Source organism: Streptomyces sp. NPDC002773 (assembly GCF_040295605.1).
GTDB lineage: Bacteria > Actinomycetota > Actinomycetes > Streptomycetales > Streptomycetaceae > Streptomyces.
Map to the genome: position 1 here is coordinate 288,278 of NZ_JBEOVO010000004.1, position 25,221 is coordinate 313,498.

Genomic DNA, 25,221 nt, shown 5'->3' on the forward strand with positions numbered 1-25,221 from the left:
GGGGGCCGTCGTCGGTCCAGGTGGCGTGGAGAGGCGATCACCGGCGAGTCTGCGTAGCCTGAGTCCCACCCCCCGAGGGACGACGGGCCGCTCCACGCCACCGCGGCGCAAGACGCCTTGAGGAGAGCCGCGGAGGTCGCGTGTCGACGTACGAGGATGTACTCGCCGGACTGGTGGCCCGCTCCCATCTGTTGTCCGGGCGGGAACTCGCGGGCCTCGTCCAGGACGCGGGCCGACGCATGGGGCTGCGGGGGACCGCCATGTACGTGGCCGACCTCCAGCAGATCCGGCTGGTCGCACTGCCCCAGCCCGATGCCGTGGGGCAGCCGACCCTCGACGTCGACACCTCTCTGGCGGGCCTGGCCTACCGTACGCAGCGGGTGCAGCGGTCGCGGGACGGCAGCACCGCCTGGCTGCCGATGATCGACGGGGTCGAACGCCTCGGCGTCCTGATGGTGACCGCGCCGGCCCTGGACGGCGTCGTGCTCGGGCGCGCCGGGGCGCTCGCCGGTGTGGCCGCCCTCCTCGTCGTGTCGAAGTCCTCCCACAGCGACCTGCTCGTCGAGGCGGAGCGCTCGCGGGCGATGACGGTGCAGGCGGAGCTGCTGTGGGCGTTCCTGCCGCCGCGGACCATCGGCACGGCGGACGTCACCTCGTCGGCGGTGCTGGAACCCGCGTACGACATCGGCGGCGACACCTTCGACCACACCCTGGACGACAGCGGCCTGCACCTCACCGTCATCGACTCCATGGGCCACGACCTCGCCTCGGGCGGAGCCAGCGCCGCCGGGCTCGCCGCCTGCCGCGCGACCCGCCGCTCCGGCGGTTCGCTGACCGACATCGTCACCTCGATCGACCGGATCCTGGACGAGTGGTTCACCGACCGCCTGATGACCGCCGTCGTCGCCCATCTGGACACCTCCGACGGACGCCTGACCTGGATCAACTGCGGGCATCCGCCGCCCCTGCTGATCCGCCGGGGCAGGGTGCTCCCGCAGACGCTGGCCCGGGAACCCGACCTGCCGCTCGGGTGGGGGTTCCTGGCCGGGACACCGCCGACCGAGCACAGCGAGCGGCTCCAGCCCGGGGACCGGATCCTCCTCTACAGCGACGGCGTCACCGAGGCCCGCTCGCCGGAGGGGGACCTGTACGGCGAGGAACGGCTCGCCGACACCGTCATCCGCGCCACCGCGGCGGGCGATCCCGCCCCCGAAGCCCTGCGGCGCCTGGTCCAGGGCCTGCGCCGGCACCAGGACCACAAGCTGCGCGACGACGCCACCATCCTGCTCACCGAGTGGCACCCGAGCGGCCTCGGCGCGGAGCCGGGCGGCCGGACCGCGGACGCGCGTGCCCGCGACGTATGCGGGTAGGCGTCGGTTCGACAGCGAGACCACGGCGAACGACCCGTCAGGAGGCTCCATGAGTACGCCCCCGAACGATCCCGTCCCTCCGAGCCCGACACCCGCGCCCGGCCCGGGGCCCGGCCCCACGCCGGGCCCGCTTCCCGGGCCGGTCCCCGGGCCCGGCGGTCCTGACCCCGTACCGCCTGCGCCGCCCCGGCCGGAGCCGGACCCGCCGACCCCGGGCCCGCCGCCGGAACCGTTCCCGCAGCCGGGCCCGCTGCCCCCGCCGGGACCCGGGCCGGAACCGGTGACCTGAGCGGCTTTTGAAGGGGCCCGGCTGAGGCACGACGGCTGAGGCACGACGGCTGAGGCGGGCGACGGCTCAGGCGAGCGACGGCACCCGTTCGGACGGCGGAGGCGGTCCGGGCGGTGTGCCGTCGCCGAACGGCCGGCCACCGAGCGCTTCCCGCCCGTGCGCGGTGAGCCAGTTCGCGGGGTCGGGGCCCCGGGGGACGATGCCGGTCGGGTTGAGGTCGCGGTGGACGACGTAGTAATGCGTCTTGATCTGCTCGAAGTCGATCGTGTCACCGAAGCCGGGCGTCTGGAACAGATCCCGCGCGTACCCCCACAGGGCGGGGAGTTCGGTGAGTTTCTGCCGGTTGCACTTGAAGTGGCCGTGGTAGACGGCGTCGAAACGCACGAGGGTCGTGAAGAGCCGGACGTCGGCCTCCGTGAGGGTGTCGCCGACCAGGTAGCGCCGGCCGGCGAGCCGCTCCTCCAGCAGGTCGAGCCGCTCCCAGAGCCTCCGGTACGCCTTGTCGTACGCCTTCTGGCCGCCGGCGAAACCGCACTGGTAGACGCCGTTGTTGACGTCCCGGTACACGGCTTCGGCCACGTCGTCGATCTCGTCGCGCCAACGCTCCGGGTAGAGGTCCGGTGCGCCGTCCCGCTGATGGGCCGCCCACTGGCTGCCCAGGTCGAGGGTGATCCGGGCGAAGTCGTTGGTCACCACCTCGCCGGTGGGGACGTCGACGATCGCCGGCACGGTGATCCCGCGCGCGTACCCGGGCTCGCGGCGGAAGAACGCCTCCTGGAGCCGCTCGATGCCGAGGACAGGGTCCCGGCCGCCCGGGTCCAGGTGGAACGACCAGCTGCGCTCGTCGTGCACCGGTCCGGCGATGCCCAGGGACAGTACGTCCTCCAGGCCCATGAGCCGCCGCACGATCGCGGCCCGGTTCGCCCAGGGACAGGCGCGGGCGATGACCAGCCGGTAGCGCCCGGGCTCCACCGGGTAGCCGTCCCGGCCGTCGGCCGTGATCCGCGTCGTGAGGTAGTTCCGGTCGCGTTCGTACTCACCGTCGCCGGCCATCGTCCCCCTCCCGGTCCTGCTCGTCCGTCTCCGGCCGGACACCCAGGGCGCGTACGTCCTCCTCGCTCCAGGAGCGGGTGTCGCGCGGCTCGACGTACGGCTCCTGGTCCGGCGGCATGCCCCCGGCGACCGCCCGCTGGCGCAGCGCCTCAGCGTCGAACTCCAGACCGAGGAGCACGGCCAGGTTGCTGATCCACAGCCAGATCAGGAACACGATGACACCGGCCATGGTGCCGTAGGTCTTGTTGTACGACGCGAACTCGGCCACGTACAGGGCGAATCCGGCGGAGGCGACCATCCAGATCAGCAGGGCGAGGGCGCTGCCCGGCGTGATCCACCGCCAGCCCCTGCCCTTGGCGTTCGGCGCCGCCCAGTACAGCAGCGCGATCATCATCGTCACGAGCACGAGGAGCACCGGCCACTTGGCGATCGACCACACGGTCAGCGCGGTGTCGCCGAGGCCGAGCACGTCCCCCGCCCGGCGCGCCACATCGCCGGTGAAGACGACGATCAGGGCGCTCGCCGCGGCCATGACCATGAGCGCCGCGGTCATTCCCAGCCGGATCGGCAGGACCTTCCACACCGGTCGGCCCTCGGGCATCTCGTAGATCCGGTTGGCGGCGCGCATGAACGCCCCGACGTAGCCGGAGGCCGACCACAGGGCGAGCACCAGGCCGACCACGACCATGACGGCGCCCGTGCCCGTGCCGCCCTGTACGTTCTCCACGGCCTTGCCGAGGACGTCGCGGGCCGGTCCGGGAGCCAGCTCGCGCAGGCTGTCCATCACCTTGTCCGTCGTGGACGGCCCGCTGACGCCGAGCAGCGAGACGAGCACGAGCAGCCCGGGGAAGAGGGCGAGCACGCCGTAGTACGTGAGGGCGGCGGCCCGGTCCGTCAGCTCGTCCGACACGAACTCCCGTATCGAGCCCTTGAGGACCGCGACCCAGGAGCGTCCCGGCAGCTCGGTCGGCGAGTCGGGCGCGCGCTCCTCGACCCCGGGACCGGGACCGACGTCCTCCGGCTCCGGAGCGGCGGCCTCCGCGGGGCGTTCATGGGGGGTGTTCCGATCAGCCATGTCCCGGCGGGTACCCCCGCCGGCCGGTCCTACGCACGACCGCCCGGCCCCCCCGCCCCGTCAGTCGGGGAGCGCGTCGGCGATCGCGGCGGCCATGGCGAGTGCTCCCGCGTCGTTGGGGTGGATGTGGTCGCCGCTGTCATGGGCGGGTGCGAGCGCGGTCGGAGCCGCCGGGTCGCGCAGGGCCCGGTCGAGGTCGGCGACCGCATCGAACTCGCCGCTGGTGCGGATCCACCGGATGACGCGCCGACGGAGTTCCTCGTTCTCGGGATTGTCGAACCCGGGGCTGATCGCTTCGGCGCCGCCGAACGGGGTGATGGTCGCGACGACCGTTGTCAGGCCGTGCTGCCGGGCGCGTTCGGCGAGGGCGGTGTATCCGTCGACGAGTTCGTCCACGGACGGCGGCCGGGCTCCCTGGGTCGAGGGGAGGCAGATGTCGTTGAGTCCGAGTTGGACGATCAGATGGGTCACCCCCGGCGCGGCGAGTACGTCACGGTCGAACCGGGCGGTTCCGCTTTCCCCGAAGACGTCGGTGAGCAGCCGGTTGCCGGCGATGCCCAGGTTGATCAGGGACAGGCCCGCCGAGGCGACGCGCCGCGCAAGCTGGTCGGTGTAGCGCAGGTGGGCTCCGGGCGTCGTGCCCACGCCGTCGGTCAGCGAGTCGCCGAAGGCGGCCACGACGCGGCGGCCGGGAGGGGTGCGGACGTCGACCCCGGTGAGGTGGAAGCGGGGTTCGACCTGTTCCGGGCGGGCTGTCCCGAGGTGGGAGGTGACGTCGCCGGCGGCGAGGTATCCGGTCTGCAGGGCGAAGGGGTGGTACGTGGCCGGTTCGCACGGCGTCGCGTAATAGGTGCTGATCACCAGGTCGGTCTCGGCGGTCGTGGGGAGGTCGACCGCGTCGCTGACGGCCTCCTGCCCGGCGTCGATGCGTATCTCGGGGGACCCGCCGAAGGTGACCGGGGTGTCGGTCCCGGGGACGATCGCGGATCCGGTGGCGTGGAGTGCGCACCGGATGCGGGCGAGGGCGAGCGGTTCCTTGCCGTACAGGTTGCTCAGCCGCACCCGCAGGCGGTCGCCGCCGCCGCGGACGCGGACGACCTGACGGAGGGTCTGGTCGCCGAAGCCGCGGGAGGGGTGGACGAGCGGTGTGGGCTCGTACGGGCTGACGGGGGCGGATCGGTAGGCGGCGGTCCATGTCTCGGTCATGGGTTCACAGCTCCCGGGAGCGCAGCAGGCGGCGGGTGAGGTCATCGAGGCGGGCGGCGTCGATGACGCGCCGGTTCTCGGCGACCAGGCTCAGGTCGGCGGGGATGAAACGGGCTTCGGGGAGGGCGGCCGCTTCGGCGGGGTCGCGGCCGACGATGACGACGGTGTCGCCGCGGTCGAGGTAGGTGCGGGCCAGGGCCCGGCCCCTCCCGTCGGTGCCACCGGTGATCACGGTCGTGGTCATGAGGATGCCTTTCCGAGCAGGGCGGGTTCTTCCCGGGCGGCCGGGGCCGCGGGGTGGTCGGGCAGCAGCCGGGTGGCGGCGAGCACGATCGCGAGCATCGCGGCGACCAGCCAGAACACGCCGTGGAGGCCGGAGACCGGGCCGCTGGACGTCTGCAGGACGAGGGTGACCAGGGCGATGCCCAGGGCCGCGCCGAGCTGGTTGAGGACGTAGAGCACCGAGCTGCCCTGCGCGACCAGGGGGCCGGGCAGGGTGCGGTACAGCGAGCCCATGGTGGGCGCGCTGAAACAGCCCATGCCCAGGCCGAGAGCCAGGGCCGCGAGGACCGGCACGGCCTCGGAGGTGCGGGCGTCGACGAAGGTGAAGGCAAGCGCGCTGAGCAGGGCCAGCAACGCACCGCCGGAGGCCAGAGCACGTGTGCCGAGCCGGTCCGACAGCCGTCCGGCCAGCGGCATGGCGACGGCGCCGCCGAGCCCGGCCGGAGCGATCAGGAGCCCGGCGGCCAGCACACCGTGCCCACGGGCCTGCTCGTAGTACAGCGGGAGCACGAACAGGGCGGCGAAGTTCGCCAGGCCGCCCAGGCCCATGACGGCCACGCCGGCGGTGAAGCCGCGGCCGGCGAACAGCCTCGTGTCGATCAGGGGCGGGACGCGGCGGGCGCGGCGGGCGTGGAGCCAGTACGCGGTGAGGAGTACGGCTCCCACGGCCAGCGGGGACAGCGCCTGCCAGGCGGTGAACGCGGTGTGTTCGGCCGTCTGCGACAGGGCCAGGACCAGGGCGGCGAAACCCGGGGCGAGCAGGGACAGGCCGAGGACATCGAGGCGCTGTCGGCGCGCCTGCGGATCGGCGGGGGGATCGGCCGGGATCACGCGCAGCGCGAGGAGGTAGGCGAGGGCGCCCAGCGGCACGCTGAGGAGGAACATCCAGCGCCAGGACAGGCCGTTCAGGACGGCGCCGCCGGCGATCGGGCCGAGGACGGGGCCCAGGGAGAGCACGACCCCCATCAGGCCCATGACGCGTCCGGCGCGCCGGGGACCGGCGGCGCGGGCCAGCAGGATCAGCACGAGCGGGTCGAGGATCCCGGCGCCGACGCCCTGGAGGGCGCGGAAGGCGATGAGACTGCCGACGTTCCACGCGGCCCCTGCCGCGAGCGCGCCTCCCGCGAACACCGCCAGGCCGATCAGCCACAGCCGCCTGCCGCCGAACCGGTCCACGGCCCAGGTGGTGAACGGGATGGTGGCGGTGACGGCGAGGAGGAACCCGGTGGAGGCCCACCCGACGGTGCTCAGCGAGGTGCGGAAGGCGGCGGCCAGTGTGCCGGTGGCGACCGCGGCCATCGAGCTGTTGAGGATGCCGAGCAACCCGCCGAGCAGCACCACGCCGATCGTCGCCCGTAACCGGTGGTCGAGGTGGTCATCGATTTTTGAACTCATGGGTTCAATCTATTGGTCCCGTTAGACCATGCGCAACCACCGGGTTCATGAACCTGAACCGGTGAGTACAATCGAGTCCATGACCATCACGCGCGGACAGGCCGACCGGCGGCAGGCGATCCTGGAGGGCGCGTTCACCGTGTTCGCCCGCCGCGGTTACGCCCAGGCATGCGTCAAGGAGGTCGCCGCCGAGGCGGGGGTGGCCAAGCCCACCGTCTACAACCACCTCAACGACAAGGCGACGCTGTTCCGGCAGGCCGTACGAGCCGCGGCCCAGGTCGAGCTGGACGAGCGGCTTGCCGCCCTCGAACCGCTCAAGGAACCCGGCGACCTGCGTGCCGCCCTGGAGGACGTCGGGCACAAGCTGCTGCGGCTGCACACCGACGACCGCTCATGCGCGCTGCGGCGGCTGCTCTACGCGGAGATCACCCAGTTCCCCGACCTCGTCGACATCGTCGCCGAGCACGGACCGCACCGCCTCGGCCAGGCCCTCGCCGACCGGCTGGCACGCCTCGCCCTCGCCGGCCGCCTGCGCGCCGACGACCCCGACCAGGCGGCCGAACAGTTCATCGCCCTGCTCACCGGCCCGCTGGAGGCACGCTCCCGGATGGGCACCCGTCAGCTCGACGACGCCGAACTGCGTCAGCTCGCCCGCGCCGCCGTCCGCACCTTCCTGGCGGCCTTCGGCACCGCAGGCGACTCCACGCGATAGGGAGTACGCGGTGCGGGACGGTCGGCGGTGCGCCCCCTAGCCCTTCCCGAAGGCGCGGCGGTAGGCGGCGGGCGAGATGCCGAACGCCGTCCTCATGTGGGCGCGCAGTGAGTTCCCCGAGCCGAGCCCGGCCCGGTGCGCCACCAGGTCGATCGTGAGATCGGTGCTCTCGAGCAGCTGCTTGGCGAGTTCGAGACGCTGCGCGGTGAGCCACTGCACCGGTGTCATGCCGACCTCGTCACGGAACCGGCGGGTGAAGGACCGCAGGCTCATCCGGGCGTGGTCGGCGAGCCGGGCGAGGGTGAGGGGCTCCCCGAGGTGCTCCAGGGCCCAGGCGCGGGTGGCGGTCGTACTGGCCAGAGTGGGCTCGGGGACCGGGCGGTCGATGAACTGGGCCTGACCGCCGTCCCGCCAGGGCGGTACGACGCAGATGCGGGCGGCGCGGTTCGCGACCGCGGCGCCGTGGTCGCGGCGGATCATGTGCAGGCACAGGTCGACACCCGCGGCCACGCCGGCCGAGGTCAGCACGTCGCCGTCGTCGACGAAGAGCACCTCCTCGTCGACCTTGACCCGGGGATAGGCCCGGCGGAACTCCGGCGCCAGATTCCAGTGGGTGGTGGCCGGCCGGCCGTCGAGCAGGCCGGCGGCGGCGAGCACGTACGACCCGGAGCAGATCGACACGAGCCGCGTGCCCGGCCGGATGCCGGCGACGGCGGCGCTGACCTCGGGCGGCAGCGGGCCGCCCCTGCCCAGCTCGGGCATGGCGTGCGTGGGCGGGAGGACCACCGTGTCGGCCTCGGCGAGCGCCTCGGGACCGGCGGCCGGCTGCACGGTGAAACCGGCGTCGCTGAGTACGGGGCCGCCGTCGGCGGTGCAGACGGTGACCTCGTACAGGGCGCGGCCCTCGGCGTCCATGGCGCTGCCGAACACCCGGGAGGGGATGCCGAGTTCGAAGGGCGGCACGCCGGGGAGGGCGAGCACGGCGATGCGGTGGAGCCGCGCCGGCTGCCCCGGGCGCTCGTTCCGTACGGCCGGCCCGCTGGGAGTACTCATGGCCAGATCCTGTCACATAGTGGCCTGACGGCCAATGCCGTCGCGGGGCGGGATGCCCGATCGTGAAGTGGTCGCCGCCGGTATGGGTCCGGCGGCGTGCGGCTGACGAGAGACGAAAGAGGCAGACGGTATGCGTGCGATGGTCGTGGAGCAGTGGGGCGGACCCGAGAACCTGGTCGAGCGCGAGGTGGAGCGCCCCGCGCCGGGTCTGAACGAGGTCCTCGTACGGGTCCACGCGGCCGGCGTGAACCCCGTGGACTGGAAGACCCGCGCGAGCGGCGCCCTCATCGACTGGGACGCCGTCCCGGTCGTCGGCTGGGACGTGTCCGGCACGGTCGAGGCCGTAGGACCCGGCGTGGGAAGCCTCCGCCCCGGTGACGAGGTCTTCGGGATGCCGCTGTTCCCGCGCCAGGCGGGCGCGTACGCCGAGTACGTGGTGGCACCGGCCCGCCACCTCGCACCGAAGCCGGCTTCCCTGACGCACGTGGAGGCGGCGGCGCTGCCGCTCGCCGCGCTGACCGCCTGGCAGGCCCTCGTCGACACGGCCGACGTCCGCCCCGGGGAGCGGGTCCTCGTGCACGCGGCGGCCGGAGGCGTGGGGCACCTCGCCGTGCAGATCGCCAAGGCCCGGGGGGCGTACGTCATCGGCACGGCGAGCGAGCCCAAGCACGAGCTGGTGCGCGGGCTCGGCGCGGACGAGGTGGTCGACTACCGTGCGGCCCGCTTCGAGGACGTCGTCTCCGGAGTGGACGTCGTCCTCGACGGCCTCGGAGGGGAGACGGCCGAGCGCTCCCTGAAGGTGCTCCGCGCCGGGGGCAGGCTGATCACCCTGCCGGGACCGGACGACGTCCCGGCGGCCGCCCAGGACGGTGTGCGGGCGGTCTGGGTGCTGGTCGAACCCGACCACCTCGGCCTGCGCGAGATCGCGGCGCTCGTGGAGCGCGGGGAGCTGAGGCCGGTGGTCGACACCGTGCTGCCGCTGGCCGAGGCGGGGAAGGCCCACGAGATCGGCGAGCGGGGCCGCACCACGGGCAAGATCGTCCTGACGGTCGGCTGAGGGGTCGGCAGGCGGGGCTGCAGGCAGGTCGACCGGTGGGTCTACAGACGGGTCGACCGGTGGGTCTACAGACGGGTCGACCGGTGGGTCTTCTGGCGGGTCGACCGGTGGGTTGAGCGGCCGGTCGACCGGCGGCCTCTCGGTGGTTGGCCGAAAGTCGCTCGGCGGGGGCCGTCGGGTCGTCCCGCTCCCGGGCCCGCCGGGACGCGGCGGCTCGCGGTTCAGTGGCCGTAGCGGCCGGTGTCTACCTCCCAGCGGTGGTAGCCGGCGATCCAGGCGGCGAGGCCGTCGACGTACCGGTGGGCGGCCTCGCGTGCGGCCGGGGTGAGGCCGAGCAGGTCGCAGATCTCGGGGACCTCGGAGGACAGCTCCACGAAGCGGTCGACCATCGCCTGCGCCTCGCGCATCACCTGGGCGGCCGCCTCCTCGGGCGTGCCGCCGCGCTCCTCGCGGACGATCATCACCAGGTTGGCGACATCGCCCCGCGCGATCTCCTGGGCGTAGGAGTGCACGTCGTTGGTGAACGACGGTATGTCGGCGGCCAGTTGACGCATCCGGCGGAACGCCGGGTGGTGCAGCACCTCTTGCGGCAGCTCGAACCGGTTGAGCCGCTCGACCATGTCGAAGAGGGTCTCCATGGCGGCCGTGCCCCGGCGCAGCGCCAGATAGCCCTCCCGGTCCGGAAGCCGGCCGGAGAGCCGGCCGGCCGCCTCGGCGGGGTGGCAGGCGAAGTACCACTCCCAGTTGTAGGCGGACCGGGCCCGCCACCGCGCGGACATGCCGCGCAGGCTGCGCTCCCAGAGGTCGGCGAAGGCCTCCTCGACAGGGGTACGGGCGCCGGGCGCGGGACCGCCCCCGTGCATGAGGGCCGTCAGGCGGGCGCAGACCTCCGCCACGCGCGCGGGGGCCCGGCCGAGGTCGGAGTCGAACCGGTCGTCGAAGAAGAAGTAGAAGCTGAGCAGGTCCGCGGCGAGGACGAGGTCGTCGGTGGCGCAGTCGGGGCTGGTGAAGGCGGCGAGACGCGGCACGTCCCAACGGGCGTACGCCGTACGGTCGATGACCCCGGCGAGCCCGTCGTGTCGGAGCAGCCAGTCGTGGTGGGAGGGTGCCACGGACCCCTGGCGGGGATTGCTGCGCGGCGGAAACGGCAGATCGAGCAACGCGGCGTTGAACACGGGAACCCCCAGGCGTCGACCGGGGTGATTCCCAAAGACACCCTGGCGCGATTGCAGCGTACTTGACTTGATCATCCACGGCCAGGGACGGCGGGGGAGTCCCCCCGCGCACTTCAGGGGCGTCGCCCGGAGCGGCCGCGAGCCGTCCGGGCGGACCTCCGTTGTCAGTGGGTCGCACTAGCTTGGGGAGTGTTCGAGAGCGGGCGCGAGAGCGTGCCGGAGGGGTGGATTCGTGGGTGGCGCAGGTGCGTTGAGGGTCGTTCTGGTGGACGTGAACGACGAGGTGGTGGCGGCCTGGCGGTCCGCGTTCGCGGACACGCCCGAGGTCGAGATCCGGCGGGGTTCCCTCCTCGATGTCGATGTGGACGCGTGGGTGTCCCCGACGAACGCGCGGGGGCGGATGGACGGTGGTGTCGACGCGGTCGTCAAGCGGTTCCTCGGCGCCGGGATCCAGGTGCGGGTCCAGCGGGCGATCCGTGACCGGTTCGCGGGGAGCCTGCCGGTGGGCAGCGCGGTGTGCGTCCCCTCCGGGGCGGCCGTGCCGCGGTTCCTGATCTCGACGCCGACCATGCGGGGGTCCTCGCAGAACGTCAGCGACACCATGAACGTGGCGCTGGCGTGCGCGGCCGCGTTCCAGGCGGTGCAGCTGCAGAACCGTGCGGAGCCCGGCAGCATCCGGTCGGTGGCGCTCGTGGGGATGGGCGCGCGGACGGGGCGGGTGCCCGCGCGGGTGTGCGCCAACCTGATGTGGACGGGCTACACGCTGTTCCGCGACCACGGGTTCGCGGACTACGACGAGTTGAGGGCCGCCGTACTGGGCCAGCTCGACGACATCGAGGGAGCCGCGCCCGAGCAGAGGGTCCGGATCAACGTGCCGCCGGCCCTCGCGAAGGACGCCTGCGTTCCCGCCGCGGCGGAGCAAGGCGCCCCGGCAGAGGACCCGTTGGGCCTGGCAGAGCTGTTCACCGGGGGCGGTGAGCCGTGGCTGCCGCTGCTGGCGCCGGTCATCGAGGCGCAGCCGGGGGCAGCCGCTGTCATCGGGACGAAGCGCAGCCCGGAGGTGGTTCCGGTGCGGGAGCTGACCTTCCAGGCGTTGAAGCCGCATCCGCCGCAGAAGTGGAAGGTGGTCGTCTTCGGACAGAACCCTTATCCGCGGGCGGAGAGCGCGACCGGCATCGCGATGTTCGACAACACCTTCAACGACTGGCAGGACAGCCAGTTCGGCCGGGTGGTCAGCATCCGCTGCCTCATCAAGGCCGCCGCGATGTGGAAGTACGGCATAGCGAAGAAGACGCCGATCGCCGACATCCGGGGCCTGTTGAAGAAGGAGGACACGGTGCCGCCGCCGGAGTGGTTCCAGGCGATGCTGACCCAGGGTGTCCTGCTGCTCAACGCGTCCCTCACGGCGAGCGCGGACGGGGCGATGGCGACGGAACGGCACACGTCGTTCTGGCGGCCGGTGGCCGAGCAGATCGTCGAGGAGATCCTGCGGGCGAAGCAGGACGCCGACGAGGAGGACCGCGGGGTGGTGTTCGCCTGGTGGGGCGCCCACGCCCGGAGCCTGAAGCGAGTCGTCCAACGACTGGAGAAGAAGTACCCGGGGGTGGAGGTCCGGCACCTCGACCACGCGAACCCGGCGGCGCAGGGCGACATCTTCTGCGAGGGGGACCACTTCTCCCATGTGAACGACGCCCTGGCGGCGGTGGGGGCCGAGCCCGTCGACTGGCTGCCGCGGAAGGGCTGGGACCGGGACGCGGCGGGGGCCGGCGGCCCCGGGAGCGGCGGTGGTGTCGCGGAGCGGATGGGGGCGTTCATCGCGTCGACGATGGAGCTGCACCAGCTGTATCTGGAGCGGCTCACCAGCGTCAAGGACGAGGGGCTCGTCCTGCCGCCGATCACCGGCGTGTTCGACACGCCGCTGATGGACTTCCAGAAGGCCGTCGAGCCGGTGTCGCGGGTCCTCGTGAACCTGGACCGGCACATCGAGCGGTCCAGCCGGTTCGGCGAGGCCAAGGCCGCGGCGGCGCAGGCCGCGGCCGACCTGGCCGGTGCGGCCGTGAACGGGTCGGCCGGAGCGGTGGCGGGCGTGGACGGCTTGTCCGCCGACGCGATCTCGGCGCTGTACCTCTACACCTGCGAGTCGGCGTTCTACCGCGAGATCAACTCCGTGCTGCGCTCCCCCGACCGGGAGCGGCTGCTGCCGTACCTGCCGTATCTGCGGCTGCTGTTCTCGGCGATGGAGGCGCTGCCGGTGCGGACGGAGCCCCTGTGGCGGGGTGTGGCGCTCGACCTCCGGTCCCAGTACCCGGTGGGACGCACGGTGACGTGGTGGGGCGTGTCGTCGTGCACGTCCGAGCTGGGTGTGGCCAGGTCGTTCCTCGGGAGCCGCGGCAAGCGGACGCTGTTCGAGGTGACGCCCGCGCGGGCCGTGGGGATCCGGCGGTTCTCCGCCTTCACGGGCGAGGAGGAGTACATCCTCGCGCCCGGCACGCAGCTGGAGGTGACGGAGGTGAAGGCCGCGCGCGGCGGCCTGTGCACCGTCCGGCTGGCCGAGCTGGAGGGGCCGGGGCCGGTGTCCTAGCCGCAGGCACGGGAGGGGCCCGGACTCATGGAGTCCGGGCCCCTCCCGTACGTCGTGCCAGGGGTGGCGTCTCAGATGAAACCGCCGGGGCGGTGGTAGTACGTGCCCAGCTGGTCGCGGTACTGGGCGTCGCCGAGGTGGGTCTCGCGGTGGAACTCGGGGGAGTCCTTCACCTGCTCCTTGGAGCAGTCGACGTAGATCTTCTGCTCCTGCGGGTCGACGCGGGAGACGAGGCCGGCCGGGAGGAGCACCTCCTTGCCGAAGATCCACACGCCGGTGTCGACCACCAGGTAGGCGTCACCGACCTCGTCCGAGTGCTTGTCGACCTTGCCGATGCTGCCGTCGGTCGCCTCGACCTTGTATCCGGTCAGGACCGTGCCGGCCAGATGGCCCGAGGTCGGACCGTAGCTCCACGCATGCTCAGTCACGCGAACAACAACTCCTCCGGTTGGTGGAGGACGACGAGGTGTTCCCTGTCGTCCTTCCCTTCTCCGTGTCGGTACGGACGGACGTCGTGTCCCGCCCAGGGCCCGCCTGCCCCGCTCCCGCGCTCCCATGCGTCCCGTGCGCTTGTAGATACAGCCAAAGGCCGTTGAACGGCGGAGGAAATCGCCCCGATGCGTGACGAGCATCGTCCGGTCGACGCGCAGGTGAACAACCGGCTGCTTGTACATACAAGGCCTTGACCGGGGGTGGCAGCGGCTGAAAACGTGCCGTTGCCGGACCGGAAAGGGCCACGAGCCCACCCCGCCGAGCCACTCCGCACCGCCCCTCCCGCGCGCCTCCCCCGTACCTCCCCCGTACGTTCCGCGTCTGCGCCGACCGTCGCCCCTCGGCCTCCTCCGCCCCGGCGCCCTCGGCCCCCACCACCACCCGGAGTCCACCATGTCCGTCCGCCGCCCCGCCCTCGCCGGCCTCCTCGTCGCCGCCCTCACGCTGACCGCCTGCGGCGGCGGCTCCGACGCGCCGCGCTCCGCCACCTGCCCCGACGGCAGGATCCGCTTCGGCGTCGAGCCCTTCGAGGACCCCGCCAAGCTCACCCCCGCCGCCAAGGTGCTCGCCGACGGCCTCAGCGAGGCCCTGGACTGCCCCGTCGAGCTCACGATCACCGAGGACTACTCCGCCGAGGTGCTCGCCATGGAGAACGGCAAGCTCGACATCGGCATCTTCGGCCCCCTCGGCTACGTCTTCGCCAGCAAGCGCGCCAAGGCCGAGGCCGTCGCCTCCTTCGGCGACACCGACGGCAAGCTGTCCAGCTACACCGCCGGCATATGGGTGCCCAAGGGCTCCGACGTGACCACGATCGAGCAGCTGCGCGGCCACTCCCTCGCCCTCGGCTCGGTCGGCTCCACCTCCGGCGACGCCCTGCCCCGCAAGGCCCTCCTCGACGCCGGCCTGAAGAAGGACGACGTCAAGGTCACCTACGCCGGCGGCCACCCCGAAGCCCTGCTCGCCCTGGTGAACGGCACCGTCGACGCCGCCGAGATCAACTCCCAGCAGCTCGGCAGCGCCACCGGCTCCGGCACCTTCGACCCGTCGAAGTTCCGCAAGGTCTGGACGTCGGAGCCGATCCCCAACGACCCGATCACCGTCCGCGGCGACCACGACGAGGCCTTCAAGAAGGCCGTCCGCGACGCGCTGCTCGGCCTCCCCGCCGACAAGGTCGGCAAGATCGGCGCCCTCCTCGACGTCGACCCGCCGGCGCCGCTCGTGCCCGTCGACAAGTCCACGTACAAGCCGCTCTTCGACCTCGCCGAGACGCTCAAGCTCACCGAGAAGGACGTCTGATGCTCGCCCTGACAGGAATCACCGTCCGTTACGGCGCACGCGAGGTGGTCCACGCCGTCGACGTCACCGTCGCCCCCGGTGAACTCCTCGCGGTCCTCGGCGCCAACGGCTCGGGCAAGTCGACCCTGCTGCGCGCCGCCGCCGGCCTCGCGCCGATGGCGGCGGGCGAGGTCACCCTCGACGGCAGGCGCTGCGACCCGCTCGACATCGCCATGGTCTTCCAGCACATCCACCTCGTCCGCCGCCGCACGGTCCTGGAGAACGTGTGCGCGGGCGCCCTCGGCCGGCTCCCGCTGCGCCGGTCGCTCGTCCCCGCGCTCTTCCCCCGGGAGCTGCGCGAGGAGGCCATGGCCTGCCTCGACCGCGTCGGCCTCGCCGACCGCGCCCACGACCGGGCCGGCAGCCTCTCCGGCGGGCAGCAGCAGCGGGTCGCCGTGGCCCGCGCGCTGTGCCAGCGGCCCCGCGTCCTGCTCGCCGACGAACCCGTCTCCGCGCTCGACCCCGCCGCCTCCGAGCAGGTGCTCGCCCTGCTCGCCGAACTCGCCCACGAGGAGCGGCTCGCCGTCCTCGCCGTCCTGCACCAGCCCTCCCTCGCGGCCCGGCACGCCGACCGGGTCGTGGGCCTGCGCGACGGACACGTCGTCCTCGACGGACCGCCGCGCCAGGACGTCGAGCTCCTCTACCAGCCCGCGATCGTGAAGGCCGTGTGATGACCCTGCTCAACGAGGTACGGAGACTCCCCGTACCGCCCAAGCCGCGCAGGCCGCGAGCCGCGCTCGCGGGATCCGTCGTCACCGCCGTGATCGTCGCCGCCCACGTGCTGGCCTGGGACGCCACCGAGATGTCCTTCGGCGCGCTCGCCGAGGGATGGCGGGGCATGGCCGACTTCCTCGCCGAGGCCATCCCACCCGACCTGAGCTGGGAGGTCCTCGAACCGAGCCTCGACGGCGCCCTGGTGACCCTCTGGATCGGCCTCCTCGGCACCACCCTGTCCGTGCCGTTCTCGCTCGCCCTCGCCCTGCTCGCCGCCCGCGGCACCGCTCCCTCCCGGGCCGTCTACCAGGCGGCACGCTCCCTGCTCTCGTTCCTGCGGGCCGTTCCCGACGTGGTCTTCGCCCTCGTCTTCGTCACGGCGGTGGGCCTCGGCCCCTTCCCGGGCGTCCTCGCCCTGGTGCTCCACAACATCGGCGTCATGGGCAAGCTGTGGGCGGAGGCCGTGGAGGACGCCGACCCGGGCCCCGCCCAGGTGCTCCGTTCGGCCGGCGCCGGCCGGGTGCAGATCGCCGCGCACGCCCTCCTGCCGACGGTGACGCCCCAGCTGATCGGTCTGCTCCTCTACCGGCTCGACGTCAACGTCCGCTCCTCGCTGGTGCTCGGCCTCGTCGGCGCGGGAGGCATCGGTTTCCTCATCAACCAGTCCATCAAGCTGTTCCAGTTCGACGAGATGCTGACCCACATCCTCGTCGTCCTCGTCCTGATCATGGCGGTCGACCGCCTCTCGGCAGCCGTCCGCAAGCGCCTGTCCTGATCCACGCGCCGGTCCCCGATCCGGAGGCCGACCTGCGAAGATCAAGGGATGTCACGAACATTCGAGGATCTGGTCACCGAGGCCGAATCGGTCTCGGTGGAAGGCTGGGACTTCTCCTGGCTGCGGGGACGCGCCGACGAGCAGCGCCCCTCGTGGGGCTACCAGCGCGCGATGGGCGAACGGATGGCACGGGCCACGGCCGCCCTCGACATCCAGACCGGCGGCGGAGAGGTCCTCGCCGGGGTGCCGACGCTGCCGCCCCTGGTCGCGGCCACGGAGTCCTGGCCCCCGAACGTGGTCAAGGCCACCCGCCTGCTGCACCCCCTGGGGGTGGTCGTCGTCGCCGACGAGGACGAGCCGCCGCTGCCGTTCGCCGACGAGGCCTTCGACCTCGTGGTCAGCCGGCACCCCGTCACCGTCTGGTGGGACGAGATCGCCCGGGTCCTCCGGCCGGGAGGCACGTACTTCTCCCAGCAGGTCGGCCCGGCCAGCGTCTTCGAGCTGGTCGAGTACTTCCTCGGCCCGCAGCCGCAGGAGGTGCGCCGCGCACGCCACCCCGACGAGGCCCGCCGGGCGGCCGAGGCGGCCGGCCTCCAGGTCGTGGACCTGCGCTCCGAGTCCCTGCGCACCGAGTTCCACGACATCGGCGCGGTCGTCTACTTCCTGCGCAAGGTGATCTGGATGGTGCCGGGCTTCACCGTGGACCAGTACCGCGACCGGCTGCGGGAACTGCACGAACGGATCGTGGCCGAGGGCCCGTTCGTCGCGCACACCACCCGCTTCCTCATCGAGGCCCGCAAGCCGGCCTGACCCGTACTCCGCGCACACCGGAAACATGGGGGACCGTCACCCATGCCGCGCGGGCGCCCTCCGTACCAGGATCGGGGCAGGCGCCGAGCGGTGGGCCGGGTGACGGAGGAGGGACGATGGCGGCGAGGACGGGACACGGGCGGGCGGAGACGTCGCTGTCGGCCGTCGAACGGTGGTGGGAGGCCGGACAGGTCTCCGGTGAAGGGGACGAACGGCGCCCGGACTGGGCCGCGTTCACCGAAGCGGTGACCGCCGCAGCGCCCGAGGAGGCCGTCGCGCCCGAGGGGGAGTATCCGGGGCTGAGCGGTTTCGCGTGGGTGCTGCGGCCGTTCACCGCCCGAGCGGGGGAGCGGCTGGAGCGCGGCCTGTCACCGCGGGCACGGAACCTCGTGGACATCACCGCCGTACGCGGCGACCTGGAGCGGCAGCTCAGCGGCAGGCTCGCACGGGCGGCGGCACGGACACTGGTCCTCGAACTGCACGAGGCGCGGACCGCCGAACGCCTCGACGGGGCCGACACAAGGGCCCGGTTCCGGGACTTCCTGGGACGTACGGCCTCCCGGCGCGGCCTCACGGCCCTGCTGGCCGGACGGCCGGTGCTCGCACGGATCCTGGGGCGGGCGGCGCTCGACACGGCGGACGCCGTCGCCGAAGCACTGGAGCGCCTCGCCGACGACCACGACCGGCTGACCACAGGACTCCTGCGGGCCTCCGGCGGGGGACCGGGCGCCCTCGTCGGCGTCGAGACCGGCGCGGGCGACGGACACCGGGGCGGCCGGAGCGTGCTGCTGCTGTGCTTCGCCGACGGAACCCGACTGGTCTACAAACCCCGCCCGCTCGCCGTACACCGCCACTTCAACGACCTCGTCACCTGGTTCAACGGACTGCCCGACGCCCCCGACCTGCGCACGCTGCGCCTGCTCGACCGGGGCGCCTACGGCTGGGTGGAGTTCGTCGCCGCACGCCCCTGCGCCACCGCCGCGGAGGTCGGGACGTTCTACCGGCGCCAGGGCGCGCTCCTCGCGCTGCTGCACCTGCTGGACGGGACCGACCTGCACCACGAGAATCTGATCGCCGTCGGCGCCCACCCGGTCCTCGTCGACGTGGAGACCCTGTTCCACCCGCCGCTGCCGGGCGCCGCCGCCACGGAGGACCCCGCGGCCCGCGCCCTCCACGACTCCGTGTACCGGGTCGGGCTGCTGCCCCAGCTCCTCGTCGGCGACCACAGCGCCCTCGACGTGTCCGCCGTCGGCGGCGGCCACGAGGCGGTGTCGCCCGTGCCCCGGGCCGACTGGGCCGACGCCGGCACCGACCGGATGCGCCTGGTCCGCAGGGCGGGAACCTTCGGCGAGTCCGCCAACCGGCCCCGCCTGGCGGACGGCGGCCCCGTCGAGCCGGCCGCCCACATCGAGGCGCTCTGCGCCGGATTCCGCGCCGGGTACACGGCGATCAGCACGGCCCGGGAAGAACTCCTCCACGGTACGGGCCTGTTGACGGCCTTCACCGAGGACGAGGTACGGGTGGTGGTGCGCCCCACCTGGATGTACTGCACGCTGCTCGACGAGTCGACGCACCCCGACCTCCTGAAGGACGCGGACGCGCGGCAGCGGGTCTTCGAGACCCTGCGGACCGACGCGTTCGGCACGGTCCTCGCGCCCGGCCTCGTCGACGAGGAGCTCGCCCAACTCTGGGACGGAGACGTGCCGTTGTTCACCGCCCGGCCGGGCCGTAACCCCCTGTGGGGCGCACCGGAGCGACCGCCGGCCGGCCGCACCGAACTCCCCGGGACCGACCGCGTCGCCGCGAAGCTCGCCGCCCTGGACACCGTCGACCGACAGGACCAGGAACGGATCGTGCGCTCCGCGATGGCGACGACCTCCCGCACACCCGCGCACCGGCCCGCCGAGGGCCGGCGCACCCGCACGGCGGACCGCGCCCCGGAGCCGGAGCGGCTGCTCTCGGCCGCCCGGTCCCTCGGCGACCAGCTGGTCTCCCTCGCGTACCGCGAAGGCCCCCGCAGCAACTGGATCGGCCTCGAACTCCTGGACAACCGCTACTGGCGCATCGGCCCGATGCCGGCGGACCTGGCCGGCGGCTACACCGGCCCCGCCCTGTTCCTCGCCCAGTTGGCGGCGCTCACCGGGGCCGCACACTACGCGGACGCGGCCCGAACGGCCCTGACCCCGGTGCCCCGCCTGCTCGACGTACTGCCCGCACGGCCCGAGGACCTCGGCGCCGTGGGATCGGGCGCCTTCTCCGGACTCGGCGGCATCGCGTACGCCCTCGGCGAGACGGCACGACTCCTCGACGACCCGGAGGTCGGCTCCTGGGCGTCCGCCGCACTCCGCCTCGCCGGGGAGGCGGCGCGGACCGAGCGGGAGTACGGGGTGGGCGCGGGCGTCGCCGGCGGGCTCGCCGCCCTCCTTGCGGCCCACGGGGCGGGCACCGGATCCGGGCATGGGGCACGGGAGACCTGGCGGGCCGCGCGGGCCTGCGCGGACCGGCTGCTCACCACCGGCCCCACGGCTGCCGGGCGGGGGTTCACGACGGGGGCGGCCGGGATCGGGTGGGCTCTGCTGCGGTTCGCGGAGGCCGCGGAGGCTGCCGGAGACGGCGACGGTGATGTGGGCGCCGGGGACGGAGGCGGCGACGGTGGCCGGTACCGGAACGCGGGCCTGACCGCCCTGCGGGCGGCCGTCGACGGGGGCCACGGGGGAGCCTCCGGCGGTACGCCGACCGGGGAAACAGGGGACGAGGCCCGGGCCTCCGCCTGGTGCCGAGGGCGCGCCGGAATCGCCCTCGCGGTGCTGGACGCGCCGGGCGCCCTGGACGACCCACAGCTGGCGGCCTGGGCCCGGGAGGCCGCCGAAGGGCTGGGCCGGGACCGGCCGGCTCCCGACGACAGCCTGTGCCACGGCGAGGCCGGACTGTGCGAACTGCTCGGCCACCACACGCTCCCGGAAGCACGCCCGCACTGGATCCGCCGGGCCGGGGCCCTCCTCGCCTCCGTCGAGGAGACCGGCGCCCGGAGCGGCGCGCCGGACGGCGTCGCACACCCCGGGCTGCTGACCGGCCTCGCCGGAATCGGACACGGACTCCTCCGGGCGGGCTTCCCGGAGCGCGTACCGTCCCTGCTCCTCCTGCGGATGTCCGCCGGCCCGGACCCGGGGCTCTAGCGCCACGGCCCTCGCCGCAACACCGCCCCCCAGAGCGCTCCACCGCACCACCCGGCACGACCACCACTCCTGCGAACACCAAGGACGAGTGAGGACCCATGCAGATCAGTGACTCGGTGATGTACGTCGACGGCGGCGCCGGCGCGGAGACCTCGGCCCACGAGCACCCCGTGGGAGAGGTGACGTTCGGAGCGAGCGGAGCCCTCGGACTGCGCAGCAGGCTGCTCGGCACGGGCCTCGACGCCGCCGCCTCCCTGGACATGCCCTACACCACCGGCACCATCCCGCTGTCCTAGGGACTTTCCGGGCGGCCGGCTCCGTACGCCGGTTCATCCCCTGCGGCCCGCACGACGCGGCAGCGGCTCGCAGGGGTCGGCCTCCCGGAATCCCGGAACACGCGGACCTGGAAAATGGGTGGACGGGCAAGCGAGCCCCCCTGTTAGGGTGCGCCGATGTCTACGATCAAGCAGTTCCAAGTCACCATCGACTGTGCGGATCCCGAGCGCCTCGCTCGCTTCTGGTGCGAGGTGATGGGGTACGTCATACCGCCGGTGCCGGAGGGCTTCGACACGTGGGACGACTACCATCGCTCGCTGCCGGCCGACCATGAGGTGCAGTGGTTCGCCTGCGTCGACCCCTCGGGTGTGGCCCCGCGCCTGCTCTTCCAGCGCGTGCCCGAAGGCAAGGTCGTCAAGAACCGGGTGCACATCTGCGTGCGGGCCGGCATCGGGCTCGTGGGCGAGGAGCGCCTCGCCACGCTCCAGGCCGAGTGCGCACGACTGGTCGCGCTCGGCGCGGTACACCAGCGCACGCTGCTCGCCGACGGCACCAACGAGTCGTGCATCGTGATGCAGGACATCGAGGGCAACGAGTTCTGTCTCGACTGAGCCGTGGCGCGCGGGGTGGAGCCGACGTCACGAAGGCTACGGGCGGGGCTCACGGGCCCCCCGAAGCGGCGAGAGGAGCAGGGGGAGTACGGCGAGGAGTTCCCTGAGGGCCCCGACCCACAGGGCCGTCCGGGCGCCGAAGTGCTGTCCCAGAAGGGCCCTCCAAGGAGCGGCGCCGCGCTGATCGGGCTGAGCGTGGGAGCGGTCTCGCAGCACCTCGCCGTGCTCCGCGACACGGGCCTGGTGACCAGCCACCGCTACCGGCGCGAGGTCCACTACACCGCGAGTGAGCTCGGCAACGCGCTGCTGGAACGGGTCTGAACGAGGCCGCCCGGCCCGGGCTCCCGCCCCCGGGCGGGAGGATTTCAGGCCGTCGCACGGCGAAGTGGCGTGGATGTCGTCTTGACGGAGCGTCTGGCGGCCGGGGTGGTCCCCGGCCCACTGCCGTGAGCGAAAAGGACCAAGTAGCCTGCGCCCATGCGAGCGACGTCGTCGGTCATCGTGGGGCGGGAAACCGAGATCGGGCTGCTTGACGATGCCCTGGAGGGAGTCCGAAGGGGCGCCGGGCGGGCGGTGTTCCTCGTCGGCGAGGCGGGGATCGGCAAGTCCCGGCTGGCCGGCGAGTGCGCCCTCCGCGCGTACGACCGGGACATGCCGGTGCTGCGCGGCCGTGCCACGTCCACCGGCCTCGTCGTGCCCTTCCGGCCGTTGATCGAGGCACTGTCCTCACGGTTCCGGGCGGCCGGGGCCCCCGACGACCCCGAACTCGTCCCGTACCGGCCCGCGCTGGCCGGACTCGTGCCGGAGTGGCGGGCCGGCGCGGTGGCTCCCGGATACGCGATCTCGCTGGTCGAGATGGCGGAGGCGCTGCTCAGACTCCTCGCGGTGCTCGGCCGCGAGCGGGGGTGCGTGATCCTCCTGGAGGACCTGCACGACTCCGACACCGAGACGATCGCCGTCGTCGAGTACGTCGTCGACAACGTGGCGGACCTGCCGGTGCTGCTGGTGGGGACGCTGCGGCCGGACCCCGGCCCGGCCCTCGACCTTGCGCTCGCCGCGGAGCTCCGCAACACCGCGTCGGTGCGGGAGCTGGAGCCGCTCGACGCCGCCGCCGTACGGGAGATGGTGGACGCGTGTCTGGACGCCGGACCGGGCGAGGTGCCGCAGGCCGCGCACCGGCACCTCGCCCGGCGGGCGGGCGGCAACCCGTACCTGGTGGAGGTCCTCCTCGCCGACCTCCTCGACACGGGCCGGCTGAGCAGGGCCGAAGGCTGGTGGCAGCTCGCCGATCAGGGCGAGGCGACGGTGCCGACGGGCGCGGTCCGCAGCTGGGCACGGAGGCTCGACCGGCTCGACGAACCCGTGCGCGACCTGCTGCTCATTGCGGCGACGCTGGGCGGCCGGTTCTCCGTCGGGGCGCTCAGGGCGGTCACCGGGCTCGACGACCGGGCCCTCTTCGCCCATCTCCGGTCGGCCTCCGAAGCGGGGATCATCGCCCCGGACGGCGCCGCCCACGACGACTACACCTTCCGCCACGTCCTGACGGCGGACGCGCTCAGGGCCTCCCTGCCGCCCGCCGAGCAGGCCGCGCTCGCCCGGCGGGCCGCCTCCGCCATCGAGGAGTCCGCCGGCGTACTGTCCGGCGAGGAGCGCCAGTTGGTGGCGACCCTCTGGCTGGCGGCGGGGGACAGGGTGACGGCCTCCCGGCAGTACGCCCAGGTCGGGCGGCAGATGCTGGACGCCGGAGCGTCGGGCTCGGCCGCCGTGCTGCTCGAACGCGCCCGGGGGCTCGCGGCCGAGGAGGAGCGGGACGCGATCACCGTACGGCTCGCGATCGCCCAGGCCGAGTCCGGGCAGCTCGACGCTGCCTCCACCCTGCTCGACGACCTGCCGCCCGCGCCCGCCGGTTCCCGCGCGGCGGAGGAACGGGCCCAGGCGCACACCCAGGTCGCGTGGGTCGCGACCATGGCGGAGCAGCAGGAGGAGGCACGCCGCCGCATCCGGGCGGCCCGCGCCCTCTTCGGGGGCGCACCCAGCCCGGAGCAGGCGGCGGCCCTCGTGGTGGTCGAGGGCCATCTCGCACTGCTGCCGGGCCGGGACGACGAGTACGACCGGGACGACGAGTACGACCGGGGTGGCGAGTACGACCCCGGCGGCCCGGGCGGCCGAGGCGGGCGGCGCGGCACCGGCGAAACGGGCGACGGTCGGCGTGGGCGGCTCGCTGAGGCGGAACGTTCCGCCCGCCTTGCCGCACTCACCGCGGAACAGGGCGACCAGCCCGTCGTGGCCTGTCGCGCATGGCAGCTCCTCGCCCTGCTCTCCCGCGAGCGGGGCTTCGACGAGGCCGACGCCTGCCTGGTGCGGATGCTCGAAGTCGCCGAGAAGCACCGGCTCGCGGTGTGCAGGGCCGAGGCCCTGGTACGGCTCGGCACCAACGCGTTCATGCGGACCGGGGAGGCGACCCAGCTGGAGACCGCCCGCGCGGCGGCCCATGAACTCGGCTCGCTCGCCCTGCTCCAGACCGTCGACGGGCTGCTCGCCATGCAGAGCGTCCTCACCGGGCGCTGGGACCGGGCCCGGGAGATCGTCGAGCGGTCCGTGGAGGCCAGCGCCCGCCTCCAGAACCTGTCGGCGCACCGCTATCTGCTCCTCGTCGACGCCATGCTCGCCGCCCACCGGGGGAAGGGCCGCGAACAGGAACGGGCCCTGCTCCGCTTCCGCCGCGCGGGCGGCGAGGAATCGATGCTCGTCCCCGTGCAGCGCGGCCTGTGCCAGGCCGTCGGTGCGCTGATGGCGGAGGACCGGCAACGGGCGGCCGCCGAACTCGACGCGGTGGCGCTCTGGGAACGGGAACACCCCAGCTTCTTCTACCTCAGCGGACGGTACGGGCTCCGCCCTCTGCTGCGGATCCTCGACGGCGACCCGCGCGGCCGCGAGGCGTACCGCGAGGCCCTCGCCTCGCCCGGCGGGCAGCTGGCCTGGAACCGGATGTTCCTCGGCATGGCGGACGCGGTGCTGCGCGGCCGCGACGGCGACGCGGACGGCGCGCGCCGCGCCGTGGAGGAGGCCGGCCGTGCGGCGGCGGTGTTCCCGCAGGCCTGGCATCTCGCCCTGCGGCTCGTCGCCGAGGCGGCCCTCCGCGACTCCTGGGGCGAGCCGGTCGCGTGGCTGCGGACAGCAGAGGAGTACTTCCACGAGGCGGGCGTCCAGCCGGTGGCCGGGGCCTGCCGGGCCGTGATGCGCCAGGCGGGTGTCAGCGTCCCGCAGCGCAGGGGCGGCCGGGAGCGGATCCCCGCGGAGCTGCGCACCGCGGGCGTCACACCGCGCGAGTACGAGGTGTTCGCCCTCCTCGGGGATCGGCCGGGCAACCAGCAGATCGCGCAGCGCCTGTGCATCTCGCCCCGGACCGTGGAGAAGCACATGGCGAGCCTGATGGCCAAGACCGGCTGTTCGGACCGCTCAGCCCTGTGCGCGCTGTCGGCGGAACGGGCGGAGGACCAGGAACCGCCGCCCGGCGCCGTCTTACGGGCGCGGCAGGCCTGACCGGGACAAGGGGGATGGGGGCGGCGGACCCGGCCCCTGGGGGCGGCGACCTCGCCCGCTGCCTCCCGGCTCGCTGGGGGCCGGCGGCCCCGGGATGGGGGACACCTCCGCCCGTATGGGGGTCCGGGCCCCCATGACACGGTCGACGGTCCCGCGACTCTGCGGGCCCCGCACCGATGCGCGCCGGATCCGGTCGGCGGATCATCGAGCGGACCGACCAACTCCCGTTCCCCTACGGAGG

Annotated in this window: 21 protein-coding genes and 1 pseudogene; 14 read left to right on the plus strand and 8 right to left on the minus strand. The window is 73.6% G+C overall.

What is annotated here, in order from left to right; all coding sequences use genetic code 11:
* The first annotated feature begins 140 nt into the window (after nt 1-140).
* Entirely contained in the window at nt 141-1,370 is a 1,230-nt protein-coding gene (locus ABT034_RS08185; RefSeq protein ID WP_351212527.1) for a PP2C family protein-serine/threonine phosphatase, read from the plus strand.
* 355 nt (nt 1,371-1,725) lie between these two features.
* On the opposite strand, the gene ABT034_RS08190 is transcribed toward ABT034_RS08185, so the two are convergent.
* The 5 genes from ABT034_RS08190 to ABT034_RS08210 are packed head-to-tail and all read right to left on the minus strand — an operon-like array spanning nt 1,726 to nt 6,670.
* Nucleotides 1,726-2,712 carry a glutathione S-transferase family protein gene (locus ABT034_RS08190; protein WP_351212529.1) on the minus strand — a complete coding sequence of 329 codons (987 nt, stop codon included), beginning with the start codon at nt 2,710-2,712 and terminating at the stop codon, nt 1,726-1,728.
* Nucleotides 2,696-3,787: a YihY/virulence factor BrkB family protein gene (locus ABT034_RS08195; RefSeq protein ID WP_351212531.1), complete on the minus strand. Its 1,092-nt coding sequence runs from the start codon at nt 3,785-3,787 to the stop codon at nt 2,696-2,698. The genes ABT034_RS08190 and ABT034_RS08195 overlap by 17 nt, the downstream gene beginning before the upstream one ends.
* A gap of 60 nt (nt 3,788-3,847) precedes the next feature.
* Nucleotides 3,848-4,993: a GDSL-type esterase/lipase family protein gene (locus ABT034_RS08200; protein WP_351212533.1), complete on the minus strand. Its 1,146-nt coding sequence runs from the start codon at nt 4,991-4,993 to the stop codon at nt 3,848-3,850.
* Nucleotides 4,994-4,997: 4 nt separating this feature from the next.
* Complete coding sequence (locus tag ABT034_RS08205; protein WP_351212535.1) at nt 4,998-5,237, minus strand: SDR family oxidoreductase; 240 nt, start codon at nt 5,235-5,237, stop codon at nt 4,998-5,000.
* Complete coding sequence (locus ABT034_RS08210; RefSeq protein WP_351212537.1) at nt 5,234-6,670, minus strand: DHA2 family efflux MFS transporter permease subunit; 1,437 nt, start codon at nt 6,668-6,670, stop codon at nt 5,234-5,236. Before ABT034_RS08210 ends, ABT034_RS08205 begins: the two co-directional genes overlap by 4 nt.
* Before the next feature lie 79 nt (nt 6,671-6,749).
* Between ABT034_RS08210 and ABT034_RS08215 the strand changes: the two genes are divergently transcribed.
* Nucleotides 6,750-7,382: a TetR/AcrR family transcriptional regulator gene (locus ABT034_RS08215; protein ID WP_351212539.1), complete on the plus strand. Its 633-nt coding sequence runs from the start codon at nt 6,750-6,752 to the stop codon at nt 7,380-7,382.
* A gap of 36 nt (nt 7,383-7,418) precedes the next feature.
* Here ABT034_RS08215 and ABT034_RS08220 read toward each other — a convergent pair whose 3' ends face one another.
* Complete coding sequence (locus ABT034_RS08220; protein WP_351212541.1) at nt 7,419-8,435, minus strand: GlxA family transcriptional regulator; 1,017 nt, start codon at nt 8,433-8,435, stop codon at nt 7,419-7,421.
* Between the two features lie 130 nt (nt 8,436-8,565).
* On the opposite strand from ABT034_RS08220, the gene ABT034_RS08225 reads away from it, so the two are divergent.
* Nucleotides 8,566-9,492 (plus strand): NADP-dependent oxidoreductase, encoded by a 927-nt coding sequence (locus ABT034_RS08225; RefSeq protein ID WP_351212543.1) that lies wholly within the window; start codon nt 8,566-8,568, stop codon nt 9,490-9,492.
* Nucleotides 9,493-9,713: 221 nt separating this feature from the next.
* Here ABT034_RS08225 and ABT034_RS08230 read toward each other — a convergent pair whose 3' ends face one another.
* On the minus strand, nt 9,714-10,604 hold the full coding sequence (locus tag ABT034_RS08230) for a terpene synthase family protein (RefSeq protein ID WP_351212545.1): 891 nt from the start codon (nt 10,602-10,604) through the stop codon (nt 9,714-9,716).
* A 436-nt stretch (nt 10,605-11,040) separates the two neighbouring features.
* Between ABT034_RS08230 and ABT034_RS35315 the strand changes: the two are divergent.
* Nucleotides 11,041-11,403 (plus strand): annotated as a pseudogene (locus ABT034_RS35315) (macro domain-containing protein); the annotation flags it as partial.
* A gap of 207 nt (nt 11,404-11,610) precedes the next feature.
* A complete protein-coding gene (locus ABT034_RS08235; RefSeq protein ID WP_502972844.1) occupies nt 11,611-13,248 on the plus strand; it encodes an ADP-ribosyltransferase domain-containing protein in 1,638 nt (545 codons plus the stop codon).
* Between the two features lie 71 nt (nt 13,249-13,319).
* On the opposite strand, the gene ABT034_RS08240 is transcribed toward ABT034_RS08235, so the two are convergent.
* Complete coding sequence (locus tag ABT034_RS08240; RefSeq protein WP_351212549.1) at nt 13,320-13,676, minus strand: PRC-barrel domain-containing protein; 357 nt, start codon at nt 13,674-13,676, stop codon at nt 13,320-13,322.
* A gap of 457 nt (nt 13,677-14,133) precedes the next feature.
* Between ABT034_RS08240 and ABT034_RS08245 the strand changes: the two genes are divergently transcribed.
* The 9 genes from ABT034_RS08245 (at nt 14,134) to ABT034_RS08285 (ending at nt 24,980) form a co-directional block, all read left to right on the plus strand.
* The gene (locus ABT034_RS08245) at nt 14,134-15,036 is read left to right on the plus strand and encodes a phosphate/phosphite/phosphonate ABC transporter substrate-binding protein (protein WP_351212551.1); all 903 of its coding nucleotides are present in this window, start codon (nt 14,134-14,136) and stop codon (nt 15,034-15,036) included.
* Nucleotides 15,036-15,746 (plus strand): phosphonate ABC transporter ATP-binding protein, encoded by a 711-nt coding sequence (locus ABT034_RS08250; RefSeq protein WP_351212553.1) that lies wholly within the window; start codon nt 15,036-15,038, stop codon nt 15,744-15,746. Before ABT034_RS08245 ends, ABT034_RS08250 begins: the two co-directional genes overlap by 1 nt.
* On the plus strand, nt 15,746-16,564 hold the full coding sequence (phnE, locus tag ABT034_RS08255) for a phosphonate ABC transporter, permease protein PhnE (protein ID WP_351212555.1): 819 nt from the start codon (nt 15,746-15,748) through the stop codon (nt 16,562-16,564). The genes ABT034_RS08250 and phnE overlap by 1 nt, the downstream gene beginning before the upstream one ends.
* A gap of 48 nt (nt 16,565-16,612) precedes the next feature.
* A complete protein-coding gene (locus tag ABT034_RS08260) occupies nt 16,613-17,374 on the plus strand; it encodes a class I SAM-dependent methyltransferase (protein ID WP_351212557.1) in 762 nt (253 codons plus the stop codon).
* Nucleotides 17,375-17,490: 116 nt separating this feature from the next.
* Nucleotides 17,491-20,550 carry a type 2 lanthipeptide synthetase LanM family protein gene (locus ABT034_RS08265; protein WP_351212559.1) on the plus strand — a complete coding sequence of 1,020 codons (3,060 nt, stop codon included), beginning with the start codon at nt 17,491-17,493 and terminating at the stop codon, nt 20,548-20,550.
* 98 nt (nt 20,551-20,648) lie between these two features.
* A complete protein-coding gene (locus ABT034_RS08270; protein WP_351212561.1) occupies nt 20,649-20,846 on the plus strand; it encodes a hypothetical protein in 198 nt (65 codons plus the stop codon).
* 156 nt (nt 20,847-21,002) lie between these two features.
* Nucleotides 21,003-21,437 carry a VOC family protein gene (locus ABT034_RS08275; RefSeq protein WP_351212563.1) on the plus strand — a complete coding sequence of 145 codons (435 nt, stop codon included), beginning with the start codon at nt 21,003-21,005 and terminating at the stop codon, nt 21,435-21,437.
* Nucleotides 21,438-21,578: 141 nt separating this feature from the next.
* A complete protein-coding gene (locus tag ABT034_RS08280; protein WP_351212565.1) occupies nt 21,579-21,758 on the plus strand; it encodes an ArsR/SmtB family transcription factor in 180 nt (59 codons plus the stop codon).
* A gap of 156 nt (nt 21,759-21,914) precedes the next feature.
* Nucleotides 21,915-24,980 (plus strand): helix-turn-helix transcriptional regulator, encoded by a 3,066-nt coding sequence (locus tag ABT034_RS08285; protein WP_351212567.1) that lies wholly within the window; start codon nt 21,915-21,917, stop codon nt 24,978-24,980.
* Nucleotides 24,981-25,221: the final 241 nt, after the last annotated feature.

What these genes read in the sequence shown, in the direction of transcription:
- ABT034_RS08190 (WP_351212529.1), bottom strand. Translation starts at nt 2,712, where the DNA reads ATGGCCGGCGACGGTGAGTACGAACGCGACCGGAACTACCTCACGACG.
- ABT034_RS08195 (WP_351212531.1), bottom strand. Translation starts at nt 3,787, where the DNA reads ATGGCTGATCGGAACACCCCCCATGAACGCCCCGCGGAGGCCGCCGCT.
- ABT034_RS08200 (WP_351212533.1), bottom strand. Translation starts at nt 4,993, where the DNA reads ATGACCGAGACATGGACCGCCGCCTACCGATCCGCCCCCGTCAGCCCG.
- ABT034_RS08205 (WP_351212535.1), bottom strand. Translation starts at nt 5,237, where the DNA reads ATGACCACGACCGTGATCACCGGTGGCACCGACGGGAGGGGCCGGGCC.
- ABT034_RS08210 (WP_351212537.1), bottom strand. Translation starts at nt 6,670, where the DNA reads ATGAGTTCAAAAATCGATGACCACCTCGACCACCGGTTACGGGCGACG.
- ABT034_RS08215 (WP_351212539.1), top strand. Translation starts at nt 6,750, where the DNA reads ATGACCATCACGCGCGGACAGGCCGACCGGCGGCAGGCGATCCTGGAG.
- ABT034_RS08220 (WP_351212541.1), bottom strand. Translation starts at nt 8,435, where the DNA reads ATGAGTACTCCCAGCGGGCCGGCCGTACGGAACGAGCGCCCGGGGCAG.
- ABT034_RS08225 (WP_351212543.1), top strand. Translation starts at nt 8,566, where the DNA reads ATGCGTGCGATGGTCGTGGAGCAGTGGGGCGGACCCGAGAACCTGGTC.
- ABT034_RS08245 (WP_351212551.1), top strand. Translation starts at nt 14,134, where the DNA reads ATGTCCGTCCGCCGCCCCGCCCTCGCCGGCCTCCTCGTCGCCGCCCTC.
- ABT034_RS08250 (WP_351212553.1), top strand. Translation starts at nt 15,036, where the DNA reads ATGCTCGCCCTGACAGGAATCACCGTCCGTTACGGCGCACGCGAGGTG.
- phnE (WP_351212555.1), top strand. Translation starts at nt 15,746, where the DNA reads ATGACCCTGCTCAACGAGGTACGGAGACTCCCCGTACCGCCCAAGCCG.
- ABT034_RS08260 (WP_351212557.1), top strand. Translation starts at nt 16,613, where the DNA reads ATGTCACGAACATTCGAGGATCTGGTCACCGAGGCCGAATCGGTCTCG.
- ABT034_RS08265 (WP_351212559.1), top strand. Translation starts at nt 17,491, where the DNA reads ATGGCGGCGAGGACGGGACACGGGCGGGCGGAGACGTCGCTGTCGGCC.
- ABT034_RS08270 (WP_351212561.1), top strand. Translation starts at nt 20,649, where the DNA reads ATGCAGATCAGTGACTCGGTGATGTACGTCGACGGCGGCGCCGGCGCG.
- ABT034_RS08275 (WP_351212563.1), top strand. Translation starts at nt 21,003, where the DNA reads ATGTCTACGATCAAGCAGTTCCAAGTCACCATCGACTGTGCGGATCCC.
- ABT034_RS08285 (WP_351212567.1), top strand. Translation starts at nt 21,915, where the DNA reads ATGCGAGCGACGTCGTCGGTCATCGTGGGGCGGGAAACCGAGATCGGG.